The organism is Pseudomonas sp. BP6, assembly GCF_017875935.1.
In the GTDB taxonomy this organism is placed as follows: domain Bacteria; phylum Pseudomonadota; class Gammaproteobacteria; order Pseudomonadales; family Pseudomonadaceae; genus Aquipseudomonas; species Aquipseudomonas putida_Y.
On the sequence record NZ_JAGINI010000001.1, the window covers coordinates 1,015,383 to 1,035,612 of the forward strand.

General features: G+C 59.7%; 8 protein-coding genes and 5 tRNA genes. 8 read left to right on the forward strand and 5 right to left on the reverse strand.

What is annotated here, in order from left to right:
* Positions 1-567 precede the first annotated feature (567 nt).
* The gene (locus J3A98_RS04600; RefSeq protein WP_209964349.1) at positions 568-1,335 is read right to left on the reverse strand and encodes a hypothetical protein; all 768 of its coding nucleotides are present in this window, start codon (positions 1,333-1,335) and stop codon (positions 568-570) included.
* A gap of 333 nt (positions 1,336-1,668) precedes the next feature.
* Here J3A98_RS04600 and J3A98_RS04605 point away from each other — a divergent pair.
* The 5 genes from J3A98_RS04605 to J3A98_RS04625 all read left to right on the forward strand — a co-directional run bounded on the left by J3A98_RS04605 (position 1,669) and on the right by J3A98_RS04625 (position 2,230).
* Positions 1,669-1,744 (forward strand) — tRNA-Glu (locus tag J3A98_RS04605).
* Positions 1,745-1,746: 2 nt separating this feature from the next.
* Positions 1,747-1,822 (forward strand) — tRNA-Gly (locus J3A98_RS04610).
* Between the two features lie 92 nt (positions 1,823-1,914).
* A tRNA-Glu gene (locus tag J3A98_RS04615) sits at positions 1,915-1,990 on the forward strand.
* A 3-nt stretch (positions 1,991-1,993) separates the two neighbouring features.
* Positions 1,994-2,069: transfer RNA gene (locus J3A98_RS04620), tRNA-Gly, on the forward strand.
* A gap of 85 nt (positions 2,070-2,154) precedes the next feature.
* Positions 2,155-2,230, forward strand: a tRNA-Gly gene (locus J3A98_RS04625).
* A 168-nt stretch (positions 2,231-2,398) separates the two neighbouring features.
* Here the strand turns inward: J3A98_RS04625 and J3A98_RS04630 are convergent.
* From J3A98_RS04630 to J3A98_RS04645, 4 genes are all read right to left on the reverse strand, one after another.
* The gene (locus J3A98_RS04630; protein ID WP_245354942.1) at positions 2,399-3,889 is read right to left on the reverse strand and encodes a hypothetical protein; all 1,491 of its coding nucleotides are present in this window, start codon (positions 3,887-3,889) and stop codon (positions 2,399-2,401) included.
* Between the two features lie 64 nt (positions 3,890-3,953).
* Positions 3,954-6,146: an autotransporter outer membrane beta-barrel domain-containing protein gene (locus J3A98_RS04635; protein WP_209964352.1), complete on the reverse strand. Its 2,193-nt coding sequence runs from the start codon at positions 6,144-6,146 to the stop codon at positions 3,954-3,956.
* 188 nt (positions 6,147-6,334) lie between these two features.
* A complete protein-coding gene (locus tag J3A98_RS04640) occupies positions 6,335-8,344 on the reverse strand; it encodes a hypothetical protein (RefSeq protein WP_209964355.1) in 2,010 nt (669 codons plus the stop codon).
* 76 nt (positions 8,345-8,420) lie between these two features.
* Positions 8,421-13,316, reverse strand: a complete 4,896-nt coding sequence (locus J3A98_RS04645; RefSeq protein ID WP_209964359.1) for an RHS repeat-associated core domain-containing protein — start codon at positions 13,314-13,316, stop codon at positions 8,421-8,423.
* 195 nt (positions 13,317-13,511) lie between these two features.
* On the opposite strand from J3A98_RS04645, the gene J3A98_RS04650 reads away from it, so the two are divergent.
* From J3A98_RS04650 to J3A98_RS04660, 3 genes are read left to right on the forward strand one after another with little or no spacing between them, the layout of a single operon-like run.
* Positions 13,512-15,317, forward strand: a complete 1,806-nt coding sequence (locus J3A98_RS04650) for a hypothetical protein (protein WP_209964363.1) — start codon at positions 13,512-13,514, stop codon at positions 15,315-15,317.
* A 38-nt stretch (positions 15,318-15,355) separates the two neighbouring features.
* On the forward strand, positions 15,356-17,821 hold the full coding sequence (locus J3A98_RS04655) for a hypothetical protein (protein WP_209964366.1): 2,466 nt from the start codon (positions 15,356-15,358) through the stop codon (positions 17,819-17,821).
* 59 nt (positions 17,822-17,880) lie between these two features.
* Complete coding sequence (locus J3A98_RS04660; protein ID WP_209964369.1) at positions 17,881-20,229, forward strand: hypothetical protein; 2,349 nt, start codon at positions 17,881-17,883, stop codon at positions 20,227-20,229.
* Position 20,230 lies beyond the last annotated feature (1 nt).

Genomic DNA, 20,230 nt, shown 5'->3' on the forward strand with positions numbered 1-20,230 from the left:
TACCCGCGAATACGGTGGTGGCTGCAACGATGAACGCCCAGGAATATTGGCCAGCAGGCCCGGCCTCTTCGCGGGTGAACCCGCTCCTACGACGGCCTGTGTCCAACCAGGGATGTGTGTCCACCCCGGTGTAGGAGCGGGTTTACCCGCGAATACGGTGGCGGCTGCAACGATGAATGCCCAGGAATATTGGCCAGCAGGCCCGGCCTCTTCGCGGGTGAACCCGCTCCTACGACGGCCTGTGTCCAACCAGGGATGTGTGTCCACCCCGGTGTAGGAGCGGGTTTACCCGCGAATACGGTGGTGGCTGCAACGATGAACGCCCAGAAATATTGGCCAGCAGGCCCGGCCTCTTCGCGGGTGAACCCGCTCCTACGACGGCCTGTGTCCAACCAGGGATGTGTGTCCACCCCGGTGTAGGAGCGGGTTTACCCGCGAATACGGTGGTGGCTGCAACGATGAATGCCCAGGAATATTGGCCAGCAGGCCCGGCCTCTTCGCGGGTGAACCCGCTCCTACGACGGCATTGATACGCCAGTAGCGAAGAGGCCGGTACAGGTTAACCAATCAGTCGTAGATCACCTTCTTCTTCCAGGTCTCTTCCTCATCGGTCTTGAGCCCATCGGTCAATTCGTTGTGCTCGCCTTCCGCCGGGGCCATGCGGTCCATCACCTGGGCATTGGCCCGGGCCAACAGTTTCTCAAGATACGTCAGTTGCTCTTCATACACCTTCGGCTCGGGCTGCTTGCGCAGATATTGCACGCCGCGCTCGAAGGCCAGGCGCGCCTGGCCAGGCTGGCCTTTCTGCAGGGCCTGCTGGCCCAGGTTGTTGAAGAACTCGATATGCAACAACACCAGGATATGGCGGATCTCCTTGACCCAGTGTTTGGCCTCGGTCGTTGGCAAGAAGCCTTCCTGTGCAGCGCGGGTCACCTGATTGTGCAGCGCCTCCAGCAGGAAGCGTACGTCCTTGGCCTTGATCTCGGTGTGGATCGGGTTAGGGGGGTTGTTGACCGGGATCTTGTCGCCCAGGGCTATCAGCCCTTCCAGTTCGGCGATGCGCGCCTTGAATTCGGCATTGTGCTTGTCCACCGCCAGTAGGCGCTGGTTGAGGTTCAGCTCCAGGCGGGTCAGCAGCAATTTGAGGGCCGGGGTCATGAACTGGCCAGGGAACGTCTCGGTGATTTCGCCACAGCGACGCAGGCGGTCGGCGAACTCGATCTTCGTCCGGGCGCGCTCAAGCTTGCCATTTTCGACCACATTGTTGAGGTAGCCGATCACGATCAGCAACGCGATGCCCGCCACGATGAGCAGGGTGATCAGAAGTGGTGTCACCGTTAATGCCTCATGAATAGGTTTGCATGATTGAGTGTAGGAGCGAGCGTGCTCGCGAGAGGCCCTGACAGCCATTCTCTTTTTCTATCGGCAAACTGTGCCATGACTGGATGCTGGCACATTAATGCTGACTTGACGCCAGAAAATCAACGGCAAACCCCGGCAGGCGCACCAAAACAGCGCTGGGTGTACCCGGAAGTCATTGATTTAAATAAATTTCTACAAAGGGGTTGACGCCTTCCCGAACCATCCATAGAATGCGCGCCACTTGCAGCGTAAAGCACACAGCGAAACGCAGCAGGGAGTGAAAGCAGGCAGTAATGCCAGCAGCGTGTCCCCTTCGTCTAGTGGCCTAGGACACCGCCCTTTCACGGCGGTAACAGGGGTTCGAGTCCCCTAGGGGACGCCAATGCGGGAATAGCTCAGTTGGTAGAGCACGACCTTGCCAAGGTCGGGGTCGCGAGTTCGAGTCTCGTTTCCCGCTCCAGTTTCTCCGGCACTGCTTAGCGGCGGGGCAGGAAAAGAAAATCCAGGCTGAATCGTGAGGTTCATGTTCTGGTGCACTGAAAAGTGTTGTGTGTCCCCTTCGTCTAGTGGCCTAGGACACCGCCCTTTCACGGCGGTAACAGGGGTTCGAGTCCCCTAGGGGACGCCAAATGCGGGAATAGCTCAGTTGGTAGAGCACGACCTTGCCAAGGTCGGGGTCGCGAGTTCGAGTCTCGTTTCCCGCTCCAGTTTAAATACTGTGGCGTCTATGCGGTGCAGTGGTGGTGAAGGTCGTCAAGGCGCTTCACGCCGAAAGCGGTAAAGTTTCACAATGCGGGAATAGCTCAGTTGGTAGAGCACGACCTTGCCAAGGTCGGGGTCGCGAGTTCGAGTCTCGTTTCCCGCTCCAAATCAAGATTTACAACCTTCCACGGAAGTCTGTAGATCCTCGAAAATAGACGCTTCGGCGTCTTTTTTCGTTTCAGTCAAAGCCATCGGGATGCATGGTCATCCCGACATTTGGCTTCAACTGCAAAAAACGCCACTCTTTCGGGTGGCGTTTTTTTTTTGCATCGGGCTACGGCTTGTCTTCCAGTTGGGCTGCCGCATCGGGAAATTTCAACCAGCTCAGCTTATCGTCGAACGACACTTCAACCGACACCCGGAACTGATAGTTGATTGCCAGCCTCAACAGTTCGGTTTTCGTGACGGTACCCAGCACCATAACGCCCGTTTCGCTGGGTACAGGCAGCGCGGTGGCAATCGGCAGCCTGATTTCCCGAGTGACGTTGCCGCTTTCCACCCCGTCGATCCAGGCGTTGACGAATTGCGACGTATGCCGGAACGGCCAGCTTTCCAGGGTAAAGGTGGTGCTTTCGCCCAGTGTGCGCAGGTTCAGTGCGCGGTTGCGGATATCACTGCACTGCACGATTGGCAGTCCTTCGATTTTCCGCACCGTGACATAGTGCGAAGGCGAGGGGGGCACGTCAGGCTTGTCGATTTGGTAATACAGTTCCACCCGGCCGTTCATGTGCGGCGGCACATATAGGCTGGGGATCAGGTATTCAAGTGCGCCTGGCGATATGGGCGTGTTGGTGGAGTAACCGCCGAGCGTCCCAGGTTGGCCCCAGAATACGGTGACAGTCTCATTCGGCCTGATGTCTGCATCGTCGGGTATGACGAATGTGACGCCGTCGGATGCATTGCCAGGTTCCAGCGTGCTGTAGTAATCGCTGCCCTTCGCCTCCTTGATGTGTGGCGGTGGCAATTCGCGTGGTGGTGGGGAAGGGTCGGACTCCAACGCGACCGCTAGCGCACGCTGGGGCTGTGTGCCAGCGCGGTCCTGCACTTCATAACGCACGTAACGCATGCCGTTGCCGGACTGGCGAATGAAAGCGCCCGGGAAGGTCAGCTCGAGCGGTTTGCTGGTGCCTCGCGGGCCCAGTGTTTCGATGTGCTCCTGGGTCAATGTCATCATGTCGACCATTTCCTGCCCGGCACCGTTTTCGCTGTAAAACCACTTCACGACATCGCCTGGCTCCGCACCAATGTACGAGGGGACTGTGCAGGCGAGCTTGTCGCCGTTGGCCGCGAGGTACTCCTCGGTGACACCTTCGCGAATAACGTAGTCGGGAAGCATCAATCGATCATCTGTGGGGAGCAGCGGCGCGGTCTTGTCGATGTAGATATCCAGTGGCCGTGAAGACACATGGGTATCGTTGTACAGCGTGACTGCGTAGTGCAGGCGGTGCGTGCCTTCAATAAGCTTGTCGACCGGTACCAATATGAACAGCTCTTCAGGTTCGATAGGCTTGCTGAAGGTCTTCTTGTCGACCAGTACGTCATTCCAGTAGAGGAAAAGGTATTCCTCATCTATTTCCGGGTGCGAATTTGCCCAGGGGTGGAACTCTACCCGCAGGGGGGAATAGGTTGCCCGGAACTCGACCGTGTTGGGTCTCCCCCCTTCAACATCGGGCACCACGCTTGGTACGGTTGGATGGACAAGAGGGGCCGAGTCCAGTTCAGGGGTTGGAGTTCTGCGGTTACCGGAGCGCTTGTTCTGTGTCATCGTCCTTCTCCATGTGTCACGCATGAATGCAAAAGGGAAGGCGCATTGGCCTTCCCTCGTTTTTTCACCAGTTGTAACGGACGCCGACGCTCACGCCCCATGGCTGTTCAAGCTTGCTGCCATGGCTATAGTCGAAGTCGGCGTGGGCCTGCCATTTTTCGCCCCAGGCGACCGCCACCCCTGCACCGAGTTCACCACGCGAACCGGCCAGGTTGTTGCCGAAGCGGTTGTCGTTGACCTTCACCTGGTTGTCGTTGACGAACTCATGAACTGCCGCCACCCGCAGGTAGGGTTGCACGCTACGGCCTGTGCCCGCGCTGAAGGTGCGCCCGACCGAGGTACCCACTTTGCCCAGCAGCGAGTGGGTACTGTTGCTGTTGGCGCGCATGCCATTGTCCAGGCTGTAGTCCTTGCCCTGGACCACGAGCCCGGACAGTTGAGCGAACGGTTCGAGGAACCAGTCGTCGGCCAGGTTCAGATGACGCCCCACCTCCAGCGAAACGCCAGCACCCAGGTTGCTGTAGTCACCCTTGGTCTTGCTGCCGTCACTCAGGCGCACGTCGGCCTGGTTGCGGAAACGGTTGATGCGCGCCACGGTGTCGATGTAATAGCCGCTTTCGGGATCGAGCCAGGTGGCGTAGGCACCGGCGTGGTAGCTGTCGACGCTGGCCGACGAGCCGCGAGCGAGATTCAGGTCGGAATTGCTGTAGCCGGCCGTGATCCCCACCAGCCAGTTGCCGTCGTCAGCTGCCAGGGGCGCATCTGCGCCGATCGACAGGCCTTGTTGCTGTTGCTGGTACGCCGCGCCAGACGTCGCCGAGACATTGAACCGGTTACCGTAGCTGCGTACCCAGCCACCGGCCTTGCCAGGGTTGCGGCGCAAGTCGCCCATGCGGCTGCGCAGCACGCCGAGCTCGCCGTACCAGATGGTCGGCACGACGTTGGCCAAGGCCATCACCGTTTGTGTGCCGGGGCTGACCGTACGGGTGGTCGCGTCCAGGTACCAGTCGTTGTCGCCGCGTTGCACCAGGTCGTAGGAATAGGCTCCCAGGTCCACGGAGCCACCCAGCAGCGAGAATTGTGAATCGCCAGCAGCGGCATGTACCACATGCAGGCTGTTGTCTGTCAGCGGATCGTTGCCGCTGGCGCTGATCAGCAACTGGTGGTTGCCGCTGGCGGTGCCCGTCACGTCGAGAAAGTCCGACTGCGAGGTGCTGAAATCGGCTTCCATGATGAAGGTGCCGTTGCCGGTGAGGTTTTCTACGGAAAGGGTAAAGAATTCGCCTGGCCCGCCGAAGCGCACGGCACCGTTATCCAGAGACAGGTCGGTCACCTGGCTGTTGTCGACCAGGGTCCATTCGCCGCCGCTGTTGATTCCCAGGCTTGCAACGTTATCCAGCCGGCCTTTGAGGGTGGCGAAGTTTTCCAGCAGCACGTTGGCGGTGCCGCCGTTGGCGGCGACGATATCGCCCACCAGGTGGCTGTTGTTGACACGCAGGTTGGCGGCAGCATCCTCCGCCACCTGCAGCAGCACGCCGTTACCGCCATTGAGGCTGGCACCGTTGATGACGTCGATCTGCGCCGATGCTGCAAAGCCGGCCCCTCGGCCGACGGCGATCGCTGGCCCGTTGCGTCCCTCGATCAGGCTGTTGTCGACCACCAGCGTAGAGCCGCGGCCGTCGTCCTCAAGAATGCGCGCGCCATAATTGCCGCCGCTGATGGTGCTGCCGTCCCTGGCAATCAGGGTGCCGGCAACCAGTCGTGCGCCCTCGCTGCTGGCGCCCGTGCCGCGTAGTTCGCTGCGCTGCAGTTCGGCAGAACTGGCATTGATGGTCGCGCCTTGTACGCCGCCTTCGATCATGCTGTCGTTGATCAAGGCGCGCGAGCCGTTACCCGCCCCTGCAGCACTCAGCGCCAGGCCACGGGCGTCACTGCGGATGGTCGAGCGGTGTACGGTGGCACTGGCACCATTGAGCGCCAGGCCATTGCCATTCGATTCAGCGGTGACCTGGCTATCCGACAGGTTCACGGTGGCGCCCGCCTGGGCGGCGATCTGTAACGTCGTCGCCCCGGTGGCTGTCAGAACGGCTGGGCCGATCACCCGGTAGCTGTCGAGTGTGCTGCCGGCATCCAGCTGAGTATCGGCATCTATGAGGGTTTCTGCCCAGCAGGCACTGGCGAAAAACAGCGGGCCTGCCAGCACGAGATGGGCGGGTGGTGAACAGTGGCGAAGGGTGTGAAAAAGGCGGCTCGGCATTCAGGGAAAACCTCGAAGTGAACAAATTTTTGTAAGACCGTTCTGCTTTTCGTTGGAGAACAATCCGCATACCGCGAGGCTAAGCGCGTTAAGTCGCAAAAAATGTAAGGAAATTCCTACTCTTAAATGGAAAATTCCTGCAAGTGGATCGGCAGCGGACGATTGCCAACGCCGCTGCCGAGGCTTGCTCAAGGTTGGCTCAGGTCACACGAGCCCCCCGTACCCTGATCGGCGACGCTGATCTTGTTGGCCGTGGTATTGGAGGTAATGGGTGGCTGCGTGTTGATGACGTAGCTCACTTCGGCCCGCCCGCCCGACGGCGCGGCGTCATAGATGGGCTTGATGTGCTGATCGTACGGCTCGACTCGCGTGACGAAACCGTTCGCGATCTGCTCGGCGTTCAAGGTCACAGTCCAGGTTTTCTCTACGCCATCGATCAGGTTGCCATCCACAATTTGGTCATACACCACCCACTTCAGTGTCATGGTGGTGTTTGGCGGCACGTTGAAGCGGCTGCAGGGCGGTACCTGCACCCTGATCGCCGGGGCGGCGGAGGGGTCATCAGGGTCCCAGAGGGATTGGCAACTCAGCCAGAGCCGGTCCGTTAAACCCAGGAACTCGAGATCGTCGGGCGTCATGTCGATGGCCGATACCTCTACGAACTGTGGAAGCGACTCCTGTTCATTGAGCGCGTTTTCGTCGCCCCTCACGGTGTAATGCACAGGCAGCCCCAACTTGTTACCTGCAGCCTCGATATAACTCCACGGAATCGTGACGGACTTGTCGGCACCGGGTGCCTCATCGACAACCCAGCGTGCCGGGGTCACCTGCGTGCCGTCCCAGTAGAAGTCCACTACCTGGGGGGCAGCGGCGCCCTCGAATACCGTGAAGGTCAGCGTGGCGTCTTTGCCACGGTCGGCCGGGGGAATGAGGTTCGTATCGCCGCTGAAACTGGTGATTGTGGGGGCGAGCATCTTGTCGTTGACCGGGTCCGGCCAGTCGGGGTCGGGATCAGGGCGTTCCGGGCCAGCAACGGAAAAGTCGACAGCGAAGTCATCGGCCGCCGGTCCGTAGGCGGCGTGGCCACGTAGCACCTGATAGCTGACAGGTGTCGCTACCTCCCCGGGAGCCTTGCCGTATTCGTTACGCAAGATATCGCTGGGTACGGGTATCGAAACAGGGAATGGGCGTGAGCCTACCTGTTCGACGATCAGGGGCGACGTGCCCCACTTGATCGCGATCTTGTCCTCTTTGCGGTAATTGGTGTAAGCCGGTATGTCCACCTGCACACCCGCCTGTGCATCTTTCAGGCTCAGTACGCCGTCATCTGCCGCTAGCGGCACCTCTGGCGGCAGCAGGTCCTTGGGCTCTGGTGTGAGCACCACATCGACCGTCGCCGGTAACCGGATGCGACTGCGGTTCTGGGCTTTGTCGAACAGGTAGTAGACGATGTAGAACCTGCCATCACCCAGGCTGCGTACCACATCTGCCGGAATGGTTATCTTGCGGTCGTCTGTGACGGTGCCATCGACGACAGGGTTATCGTAATCTGCATTTTCTTCAGGCCATTCCTTCAGATAGAACGCCTGGTAGGTATCTTTGGATGCACGTTCCGGGTACTCAGGTATACCCAGTTCAATGCCGGCCCGGTGGTTGGTCAGGTAGGCTTCGTTGATGATGTCCGTAGGCGCGGTCAGCGGGGGAGCAGGCTCATCCCCCCAGGGTGGAACGCTGTCGCAGATCAGCTCGATAGGGTGCGAAACATATTGGTCACCCTTGTGGTCGATGAGTTCGTAGCGAATCCACAGTTTGCCATTGCGTGGAATGGACGCCTGGGGAAAAGCCAGTGCTAACGGAAAGTCTCCTGGCACGAGGGGCGGGAGAAACTTTTCGACAGGGCCAATGGCCCTGAAGGTATTTTCGGCGCCAGTCAAGGTGAACTGCAGTTGTAACGTCGAGTAGTCATTTGGATCACTGCCCGGTGGCAGGTCAGACCATGCGGGGATCTCGACGGTCAGGTCAGTTTTCAAGCGGTCTTTGTGCAGCGTGCCATCGTCACTGTCGATGATGCCTTGGACATTGGGGGCGGTCACCGGTAACGGCGCTGTCTTGACAGGGGCATCTTGCAACTTCAGATACTTGCGCCGGGCTTTGGTGGCACGGTCAGTTTGCTGCGTGCTGAACGTTAGTGGTTTCATTGTTGTCTCCAACAAATATGACTACATGAGGTGTTGAACTGCAGTGACGTGTTTCGTGTTAGTTGCTTCGGGTTATTTAGTGTCTGATTTCTGTATACGGTAAATATATTTTACGGCCGACTGGTATATCCTCGGCTGTGGGGAAGAAATGCTTGGTTTTTGAGACTGGGACGGGGCTTCTTGGGTGGATGATTTGCCTTGCCATTTTTATTTCGGATAGGGTTTTCCCGCTGTTTATTAGAGGGTCATCGGTGATCGTTGTGACTGTATAACTGCCAGCGCGCCATGCAATATTTGGTATTTTTGCAACCAACTGCATCGCGCCCACCGCAAGCCCTAAGATAGCTGCCGAGTAATTCAGGATTGTCCCAATATTGTTCCGCGTTTCATGCCCCGAAAGTATCCCTTCCGTTTGTAGCGTCGTACCGGCGACTGACAACGTGGCTGCTGTCACCGTGGCCGCCAACTTGATGCCGGTGGCGAGCGATACGCTGGCAATCGCCCCGACGCCTGCCGAAAGTGCCGCACCCGTGCCACTGATGCCGCCACCGGCGGCTGACCAGGCAGCCGCCATTGCCGGCGCAGCTACGCCCCCCGTCACCACGACGGCCGCCACCGTGGCGATGGCGGCGAAGAGCATGCCCAGGCCCATGCCGATCCAGCCGATCGCCCCCAAGACCACGCGCGGCGAGATTCTGTGCCTCTGCAGATCTTCCAGCGATCGGCTCTGCCCGCTATAGCCGATGCTGTAATGCCCGGTCGGGTCGCGGAAGGTTATCGGGTTGCCTTGGCAATAGCCGTAGTAGTTCAGCCCCCCCGCGCCGAAGGGGCTGAGTGCGTCAGGGCTGTGAAAGCGCATCAGCACCGGGTTGTAGGCGCGGTAGCCGCTACCGAGCAGGTACCAGCCGCTGTCGGGATCGAGCGCTTCGCCGTTGTAGCCCAGGGTGCCGAGCAGTGGATCGTCGGCGTGCTGCTCGCCATAGGCGGTATAACGGACGGCGCGCGTGCTGCCGGCCTGGCTCTCGGCGATCACGCTGTGGCTGGCACTGGTGTGCAGCAGCAGAGGTGATTGCGCACCACTGCCTTTCTGCTGCTGGCCCAGCGCTTGTTCGTCATGATGCAGGTACAGGGTTTGCAGGCTGTCACGCACGGCCATGCGCAAACGCTGGCCGTCATGCAGCAGCAGCGTGCGCTCGCCGGCCTCGGGCCTGCTGACCAGCAAGCCGCCTGCGTCGTAGCCATAGGTGTCCGGGGCGCCGCTGTCGTTAAGGCCCAGCAACCGGTTCTGGCTGTCGTAGCGAATCGGCCGGGCTTGCTCGTCTCGGGTCAGGTTGCCATTGGCATCATAGCTGAACTCAGGATCGGGCTCGGTGCGCGGCGGTGTGTACTCGATACGCTGCAGCTGGCAGGGGTCGCGTTCGGCATGAATGAAAGTGGCGCGTTCAGCGGCCGGCCCACCTGTGAAGGAAGTGACGGTCAACTCGATGTTGTTGTAGGCATCGAAGTTGAACACCTGCATGGCGATGCTGCGGCCCAGCGCATCGCGAGGTTGGTCCGGCCCTGTGCAGTTGTACATGTTCAGGCGTGCATGGCTGTCGTAACCGAACTTTTCGACCAGTCGCGATACTCCGCCGACCTGCAGGGTGCGGCTGAGCAGGAGGTCATCCTTGTCCCAGACGGTTTCCTGCGTGCGTTCTGGCTGTCCGGGCTGACGCCAGGTGCGTTTGACTTCACGGTCCTGGTCGTCGTACTCGATCTCGGTTTCCAGGGCCTGTGCGCTGGCTCGGTCATGGCTTGTGATGAGTTCTATGCGGCCCAGATCATCGTATTTGAACTCGGCCTGCAGCTGCCCCTGAAGTGTTGAGACCAGGCGGCCCTGGGCGTCGTATTCATGGGTGGTGTCTTCACCATAGGGTTCGTGGGTGTTCTTCAGACGATCCTGCAAGGTGCTGCTATGAATACGGCTCCAGGTCTTGCCGTCGCGCTTGTTCTCCCAATGTTCGGCGGTCAGCTGGTTGGCTTTGTTGTATTCGAAGCGCCGCGCGCATTGCCGGTTGTCGTCGCTCAGCAATCGGGCGCTGACAGGGTCGTAGGCGAAGCTGGCGTGGTCCTCGGGTGCGGTGTTGCTGATCGGCTCATTGGTCAGCTGCAGGTTGTAGTCCAGCTCGATGGTCTCGCCAGCGGGGTTGATGCGTTGGCGCGGTATCGATTCACCGTCGCGGAACAGGAAGTACTCCGTCCGGTCACCAGTGGTGGTACCTATCAGGCGGTCCAGGCCGTCGAAGTACTGCGCACCGATCTGGCGGGCGGGCAACTGCACATTCGCCGGGGTCACCACCAGGCGGGTCGGCAGGTCTTCGGCAGAGTGTTCGGCGTAGGTGCGGGTGAGCAGGGTTTTATTCGGTTGCTCGGTCGTGAGCATCCGGCCCCAGGCGTCGTAGCTGAATGCAGTGGTGTGGTTGCGCTCATCCGTTTCGGTGAGCGTGCGTCCGAGGCCGTCATAGCTGTAGCGGCGTTCGCCAATCAGCTCCCCCAGCGCATCCAGGCGCTTGCGCAGTACCGGCTTGTTGAACAGGTTGAGCCAGGTCTCGGTCTTGCCACTGATGGCCCGTGCCTGGCGGGTGGATCGGACGTTCCTGCCGTTGCGGTTCTGCACCTGGGTTCGGGATTCCAGTCTCCCGCCTTCGCGCCAGCTGTAGCGAATGGCGCCCTGGTGATTGGCGTTGCCGATCGGGTCCAGTACGTTGTGCTGCTCCACGTCATCCGGGCCGATGGTGCAGCATTGCTCGCCCCAGTCGTCGTACCGCGTTTTTGTTACCAGGTGCAGGTACTGCTGGGCTTGCAGCCAGTCGGTAACGCTCTCCTGTACCCGGTTGCCGTAGGCATCGTACTGGATGGCCAGGATTTCGTAGAAAGCGCCCGGCCTCGCCTCGAGCACGTTGTCACGGCTCTCACGTGTCGGCCGTCCGAGGCCGTCCAGCTCGGTTTCGGTGGTGATGCCGCGAGCGTTGGTGACTCGGGCGCGGGCAATGTCGGCATCGCTGGCACAGAGTTCGTAGTCGTAGCGTTTTTTGGCCTCGAACGGTGTCTCTGGCGAAACCCTTTCCTCGGTGACTCGGCGCAGGGCGTCGTACGCCCATTGTGTGTGAACCCCGTTCTCGTTGAGTTCGTAGAGCTTCTCGCCATGCAGCAGCGAGCGCCGTTGAACGGTGGACCGTTGTGCGCCGTCGTAACCAAAGAGGGTCTTGCGGGTCTCCAGTACCTGATGGCCGGCCAGAGGGTCTAGCAGTGAATTGAACTGGTACTGGGTGGTGGTTTCCAGCTTGTTGCGCTTGACCACCTCCTGATAGCGGCGGCCATGCCGCAGGCTGGACTTGGGGGCGTCGAGGTAATAGTAAGTTTTCTCTTCCAGGGGGTGCGCCGGATCGTGCGCATGCGTCAGTGTTTCACTGTGCTCGACAATCATGGGGTTGAGGGTGATGGCGTTGCCTGCCAGTGGCGCCAGCGCCTTGTAGCGGTAGTGCTGAGTGAGAACAGGGGCTTGCCCCCGGCCGCTGCTCGCCGGGGTGGTGGTTTTGCTCTTCAGGTGACGAACGAAACCATTGGCATCACCGGGGTAGCCATCTTCCGCTTGCGTGCCATACCACTCTTGGGTCTCGGTCACGCCGTTGGCGAGTTTGCGCCAGATGATGTTGCCCGATGTATCGTAGGTGGTTTCGACGGTTTCAAGGCGGCTGCGCGTGATGTTGTCCGCCAGCGACCAGCGTGTCTGTTCCCTGATCGGCATTTGCAGGGTCGACACCTGTTGATCGAAGGGGGCGTCCTTGATGTTGTACTGCTTGGTGACTTCATGTACGCAGTTGTTCTGCACGGTTCTGGTCGAGGTCAGCAGATGGAAGCGGTTGAAGGTGCGGGTGATGTCGCGCAGTGCCGTTCCGTCCTCGTCGCGCAAGGTTTCGACCGTTTGATACTCAAAGTCGTACCGTTTCGACTCGTACAGGTTGTCCAGCCCATTGTCAGACCAACCGATCCCGGCGCCGTAACCCAGAAAGTTGTTCGAGCCCGGGTAGGTATAGGTTCGCTGGAACGCAGGTTGGCCACCGCGCGGTTCGATGACGTGCCGGGTCACGCGCGGCAGGGCTGGCCGGGCGTCACCGGGGAACAGATGGCCACGGTCCTGGTAATAGAGATATTCACGGGCACCGGTAGGTGGCTCGACCTTGCTCACGCACAACAGCCCGTTCACCAGGCGGTACTCCAGGCGCCAACTGGCCAGCTCACGGGTTGGCAGAACAATCGATGTGACCCAGTCCGTGTTGATCAGGTTCATCGCATAAAGGGCAACGGGCTGGCCGTTGTCACCCTGATAAGGCCGCTCGCGCAATTCGATACGGCCATCGTTGCGTTCGATTTCCAACAGGATCTCACGCTCGTCGCTGATCGAGCTGAGCATCATGTAAGACGAGTTGAACGGTTGGTACTGGAGGTCGATCCTGTGCCCCGTGGCCGAGTAGATCTCCACGGGCAGGGCGATACGCCCGATCGCGCTACCCATTTCTTCGAGGATTTCCACCAGGCCTGAACGGTGCACCACGCGATAGCGCGCGTTGCCGCCTGGCCCGGCAGGTTCGCGGTAGAAGTGAAAGTGCGCCAGCCGTTGCTCCTGCATTTGCAAGCGTGAACCCGAACTACCGGTCACTTTGAATGATTCACCGCTGTACGTGGTGATGACCTGTGTATGCGGTGCGAACTGCGTCAGTGACAGATTCCATCCCCGCCCCCAACCCGAATCAATCGTATTGAGCGGGTTGAAGTTTAGGCTGAGTTCAAGCTCGGGGCCGGAGAAGTAATTGGCGCCCAACTCGGGAAGTTTGATGGACAGTGTGTATTGTCCGGTGCGGCTGTCGACACCGCTTTCCATGAAACTCATGAAGTTAAGGGCGTTGGAATGCAGTGAAGATTCCGTACTCATAATGAACGTTCTCACTCTGCTTGTCAGGGGGCGGGCGCTGTAAGTCAGGGGTTGCGCGTGCCGAATACGTGTCGACAGTAGTGGAAGTTTCGTGTGTTGACACCTGTCAGTTTTGCTAGGTGTTCAGGTTCCGGGGCGGTGTTATATCTATGCCAACTCTCGAATCGGACATGTGCAAGGCGGAGATATTCATACATGGACATGCCAGATGTTTCACACCTTAATGAACGTATGAACTCTGTCGACCTGGACGCGCTTGGCAGTGCCGATCTGATGACTTGGATTAGCTATCCCGGCATTGCCGAGCACGACCTGGTATATATCAACTGGCGGGGGTGCAAGGCCGACAACAGTGCCGAGGACCTCTTTGGCGAACGCGAAGTATTGAGCCTGGATGCCGGCCGCGGGGAGATCCTGATCGATAACGCACTCGTCACCGCCTTGCGCGGTGGCCAGGTGTTCTATTCGTTCACGCGTCTGGACAACGCCGGCAATCCTGTGGGGCCTGAGTCCAAGCGTCGTTTCTTCTTCGTTGACCGGCCCGCTGAAGGCATATGGGCTTTGCCGGTCGCCCACTTGCAAGATGCTCATGAGGGGGTGATCGACGTCAACCTGCTCAAACCTGAAGGCATATTGCTGGCAACAGCGCCCTATGCCGCCATGGCCAAGGGTGACAAGGTTTTCCTGAGTTGGGAGCCCTGGTTCACCGAGTCCTTGCCAGGTGAGCCGTTCGAGCAAGTACTGGAAGTGCAGGAGTCTGATCCTGGCCGACCACTGCTGTGGCACCTGGATATCGGCGTGGTCTTCATGTATATCGGCGGGTTCGCCTTTTTGCACTATCGCATCGAATTCGCCGATGGCACCAGCAGCCGGTCGCCAGTGCAGCGCTTCGACATCGTTTCGCCCGCCGCCGGCGACCCACCGCCGGCACCTTTGCTGGCGGCGCCACGTATCCCCGGGGCGACGGATGGCGCGCTGGATCCTGATGACGAAACTTATCGCGCCGGCCTTCTGGTGGAGGTGGACCCCTATCCGGAGCTGGAATTGGGCGATTCGCTGGTGCTCTATGCCGTAGGGCCGGAGGTGACGCTGCGCAGCCTGCGTGTGGATGCGAGTTCGGTGGACAGCAAACGCTTGACCTTCCACCTGGAGCGGGAGTGGCTGCAGAGCGAGGTCAACCGCGGCAAGCGGTTCGCGTTCAGCTATGAGTTTTCGCGTCAGGGCGTGCAGATGCGCTCCCAAGTGCTGGATCTGGTCTTGCAGCGCAAGCTTTACCTGCCTTTACCGATAATCCCGGACGCCACGCAGGAAGACGGTGACGCGTCGTACCAGGGCGTGGTCCATCCGAGCAAGTTGGAGTCTGGCGCCGAAGTGCGAATCCCGGCTGAGGCCGAGCTGGGTGATGGCGAGGAGCCGGCGCTGACCGTCAACCTACATTGGGAAGGGCACGGCAGCACGGGGGCGGCCATCATTCCCCGGCCGTCCACTGGTGACACACGCCTGTTCACGGTGCCGCGGTCGGCCATGGCCGCCAATCTGGGTAGACGTCTGTGGGTGTACTACACCGTCACCCGCGCCGGTGAACCGCCACGCACATCAGAAAAGTTCGAGCTGCGGGTAAGCGATTTCGATCAGCGCAGCTACCCGATACTTCAGGTCAAAGGTGCCGAGAACCGGGAATTGAAACTGCACGAAGTTCCAGTGGATGGCGCTTTGTGCACGCTGACTTTTTGGACGTTCATGGCAGAAGGGCAATTGCTGGGTATCGAGGCGCTAGGCCGTTCGAAATCTGGCCAGGATGTCACGCATATTCTGCGTCCCCCCACCGAGGCGGTGACATACGACGAATATTCTGATGGCGTTATTGAAGCCTATCTGCCCAAACAGTTTCTCGGAAACCTGGAATTGGGCAGAGATTTCAGGTTGAGCGTATCTGCAAGTTTTGATGACGGCGAAACCTGGCGGGCATTTCCAATCGTTGATCTTAAGCTGGTTTCTTAAACAGACGCGCCTGCGTGTGTGTAAATGTGAGGTGATTTATGTCGAGCAATTCGAAACAGGATTTGCTGGAGTGGTTGCAGTCTGACTACCGGATGTTGGGGTGGAATACGATTTTCGCTATCCAGAAGGACAAGGCGGACACTTTGTTGACCCAGGAATATATACGGCGCTTCAAGACCAGCTCTTACCTTGACCCTATCAACGGTGAGACGGCGCCGGACAATGGTTACAAGGTTTATATGCAGAACTTTGTTCTGGATCACCCGCGGTTGTCATTCGATAATGCCGATATCACCGGTTCGCGTGCCAGCCTGCGTATGAAAATACTCGGCGGCAACCAGGTAGGGTTGAAGCAGGTAGGGGACCATTGGTACCCACAGCGGATCGATCGGATAGAGCCACTGGTCGGGCCAGAGCTGCGTCTGCGGCTGGAACTGTCCGACGTGCCTGGCTATGTCGCCGACAATGGCGCGTTGACGCTGGACTTGCACAACAGTGATGACTTTGTGGTGACCTTCTCGGATTCCAGGCGCGTTCGCGAGCTGGGGGGGGACTTCTTCAAGGAGCTGTTCCGCGGGTTGCCGGACCATCAACGCGTCTGGTCATTCGGCAGCATCGAACATGGCGAAAATGACCTGATGCGGCCCGAGTCGTTCATCCTGCGTACCCAGCGTAACCCCTCGGTCGCCCTGGCCCCGATGGAGAGCGATGACGCCGATGACGTGGACGGTGCGCTCGTGGGGCTGGTCGCCATGGGGCCCAGTAACGGGCCGCAGAATATGCCTGGCCCGGAATACCGTTACTTGATTCCCGATGACAACGGTGATTACTCGGCGACGGTACTGCTTGATAAAGCCTGGGTCGCGTTGGCTACCGTGTTAAGCAAACTGCCGTTGGAATTTTTCATTAATGTTGAATTTAAATTTGAACGTGCAGAAAACGGTGATCTGACAGCGACTGCCATTGCAGGTGTAATACCCTCAGAGACAGAAAGTTCTGTTCACCCTTACCATGAGCAAAACTTGCGCGGTAGTGTTGATTGTCGGGCGTACCTCGACCTCATTACCGATGAGCTGCCGCTCAAGGATGTGCTGAAGTTTCGGGTGTCAGGGGACCGTGTGGCCATGGAACTGGTCACCGTTCATACAGCCACTGCGGATTTTACCCGATATGAAGAAATCGTCGCCACGCCGCATTCCTGGACGTGGGGGCACGCGTGCGTGGGGCTCTGGCATGCTGAAATCGATGTGAAAATAACGGCTAGCTGGCAGATACAAGACCTGCAAGGCGCTACGTTGAAACTTGAGGAGTATAAGCACTATATATACCCCAAAGAGGACGGTTCCTTTAAATTTGAAGGTGACCCCTACGAAGATCAGATCAGGGCGTTGAGCCTTTTCCATGTACTGTGGGGGGTTGCAGTGCCAAATGTTTCCTTTGCCTCACTGGCTTCCGATCGCGGCCCCCTTGCCGCAGCAAGAGCCGCACTCGCCAAGGACCTTCGTTCAGACCTGTACATGGAGGAATTGATCGATAAGACCATCAAGCTGAACTTTGGTGGCGCGATACTCGCAGGTGAGCGGCACATGCCCCGCGACATTGCCTGTTTTGGCATCGTCGCTCCACAGCTGACCACCTTCGCCGTCACCCCTCTGGAAAAAGTCTTGACCCACGGCAGCACGTTGCAGCTTGCCACCGTCCCGGCGCAAGCCAACGTAACCTGGTCGGCCGAGTCGGTAGAGGGCTCCACGGATGACCCGGGCCATTTCGACCAGCACACCCATGGCCTGTATCTGGCGCCCGGGGCCGCGGGCATCGAAGGTGAATTTACCCGGGTGCGTGTCACTGCCACTGATCCAGGCTCAGGCTTTGCCAGCTCGGCCCTGCTCACCGTGGTCAAGAACGCGCTGCAGGTCAGCCCATTGCTGTCGGTCTGCCAGGTGGGCGATGAGGGTGTCAGCCTCAAGGCGGACAGTGTTGTTGAAGGACCGCTGCAATGGCGCATCCTCGGCGCTTCCCCCCATGGCAGGCTGGCGCAGGAATCGGGCACGGCCAATCGCTATGTCCCCGGCGAGAACCTGCCCGACAAGTCATTCATCGTCGAAGAAGTCGAGGTCCGTAACAACTTGACCGATGAGCACCGGACGCTGTGCATCGTTACCCAGATGACCCTGAAACGTCCCTCTGATGTGGTGGTGGACAAGCGCGATGAACAACACGCCAGGGTCTGGCTGTCGATCCATTTCAGCGGGGTGTCAGGTGTCGACCAGTTGACGGTGGTGCATGGCCCGGGGCAGATCGATATCGATGAAGACGGCAAGCCTTACTACCAGGCCGACGCCGCAAGCCCCGCACATTTCTGCGTGGTTAGCGCCGTCTGGAGGCTTTCCCCCGACTTACCCATCACGCTCGAGGGCTTCATCGTGCTGCCGCTGCCGCTGGGGCAGCACAGTCAAGCCTATCAGGCCCTTGAGCAGGCAGCGCAACGGGCAACGCGCAGGTAGTCAACCGGCGTTCACCTAAACCCATACCTTTCAGCACTCCAGTTGAGCGGGGCCACATCATGCCTACCAATTACCTCTCGGTCATCACGGCCTGGATGAAGCATAACCACAAGCACCTGAACTGGGACCTGACGTTCGCCACGCGTCCCGAGGCCATCAACGACCTGCTCACGTTGGCACATTGCAGCCAACCAGACAGTGCCCTGGGCGATATCGAAGGTGAGATCGCCATGCCAAATTCCGATGTCACCCACATCCTGACGGGCTACCGCATGGGGCCGCCCGCACTGGTGGATATGCAAGCGAACTACGCGTCACCCAAGGTCCGGCAAAGCCTGGCCTTGGAAGGCGGGAGCCATCTGGTCATGGACAAGACCGAGGGGCTGCTGAGCCTGTCGGTTCATGACCTGCTCGACCCGTTGCCGGTCACTCAGACACTGCTGCTGAGCACCGATGCCCAGGGTGTAAGCGCCGACCTGCGTGAAGGCACGGATACCGAGCTGGACCTGGGCGGTGGTTCGCCACTGACCGCCGGGCGATTCTTCAAGGAAGTGCTCAGCGGGTTGGGCAGCGCCCGGCAGGTCTATCCCTTGGTGGACTTCAAGGCGCTGTCTGGCAACCCCTACCTGGCGGTTCGGCACAGTGAAGTACGCACCCACGTCAGCAAAGCCGACGGCAAGTCCGCACTGGTGATATTCGCGGGTATCAACAATGGCTCTGTGGGCAACCTGCCCAGTGAGCAGTCCGATTACCCGTTCCTGCTCCCCGATGATCTTGCGCAACCGGTCGACAGCGCACTGTTGCTGACATCGCGCTTCCTGCACCGTGCAGCTTACGCCACGGGCCTGGCGCAGATGCTCGAGGGTGGCGCGTTCGATGCCCGGTTCGATGAAGACAATAACTTGCAGCGGCTGGATGCCACGGCCGGGCTGTTGGAGGTGTACCCCAGCACTTACGAGAGCGACAAGTATCAGTTTGCCTGCGAGGGTTTCAAAATTGCCGTGGACGCAGGGGCGCCGGCCGGCGATCAGGGGCGGGCTGCCCTGGCGGATTTCCAGCCCCTTCTGAGTGTCACCTTTGAACACGATGAGGTCCGCCAGCACTGGAAGTCCTATTGCACGCTGACGTTCACCTACAAGCCCAAGCCAACAGGTCCCCTTTACAGTCGAACGGCAACGTTCCAGTTCGACCTGCAAACCGTGTTCACCCTGAATGCGCCTGCATCACCTGAGGAAAGCGCTGGCTGTATGTTGCTAGGGCAGGTTTTGTGGCCGTGGCAGGCGGCCGAAGTGATGGAGGTCAGTGGCCTGCCCAGCGACACGCCACCGGCACTGCGAGAGGAGATTTATGCGTTTGTCGCCTTCCTGATCAAGCAGGCGGTACTTGAAGGGCTGGCCAGGGAGTTGACCGCCATGATCCCGGAACAGGTGATGGGCGGTCTGTCGTTGGTAGACGGCAAGCGCCTTGTACCGTTCGACTTCCAGTTACCCGATGGAATGGCTGTGTTCGCCAGCGGCTATGGCACGGCCGGCATGCGCATCGTCGATCGCCCCGTGACGCTGGCACCCGGGCAGCGGCATACGTTCAGCGTTGAACCGCCGCGTGAAGGGCTGACATGGTCCCTGGAGGCTTTGCCAGGCACTGTCGGTGATCTGGGGCGTATCGACCCCGCCAGCGGTGAATACCGGGCGCCGCCTGCGCACGCCATGGCGGAGGAACCCGTGCGGGTCCGGATCATCGCCACCGACCCGGGTACCAACAAGCAGGCCAGCAGCATGGCCTCTGTGGCGCCCGCGACATTGACGGTCAATCCACTGATCCGGGTCTGCTACTTCGACGACACACTGACCCTCACGGCGGGTGCGCTGACCGGAGACCTTGACTGGTCTGTGGTCGACGAGGGCGAAGAAGGACGGGGCTCGGTCGTCGCGCAGGGCGATGGCCGGCGTTGTACCTATACCGCAGGCAGCAAGGTGGATGCCAACGTGGCCTACGTGCTCGATCAGGTCAGGGTACAGAACCGGGAGACCAGCGAGTCGCGTTCAATCTATGTGCTGGTACGCCAGCGGCGGCCTGAACTGGTGATCGACGTCGAGCAGTTGCCCGATGGCGACCTGCAGTTGACGGGTATTTTCGAGGGTGTAGGCCAGCCAGACACCCAGTGGGCATTGCCTATTGCAGGGACTGGCGAGATCGATGAGGCCACTGGCCGCTATTCCCCTGCAGCTGCCGACGCCGATGCCCGTTTCGCGCTGATTACCGCCAAATGGGCGATTCCAGGTTCTGTCTTCATCCTCGAAGGCCACCTCATTCTGCCGCTGCCCCTTTCCTTGCACTTCGACGCCGCACGGCGCGCTGCCAGCCCGACAGGCCTGCGTGTGGCCACATCACCATCCATTGGAGGCTGAG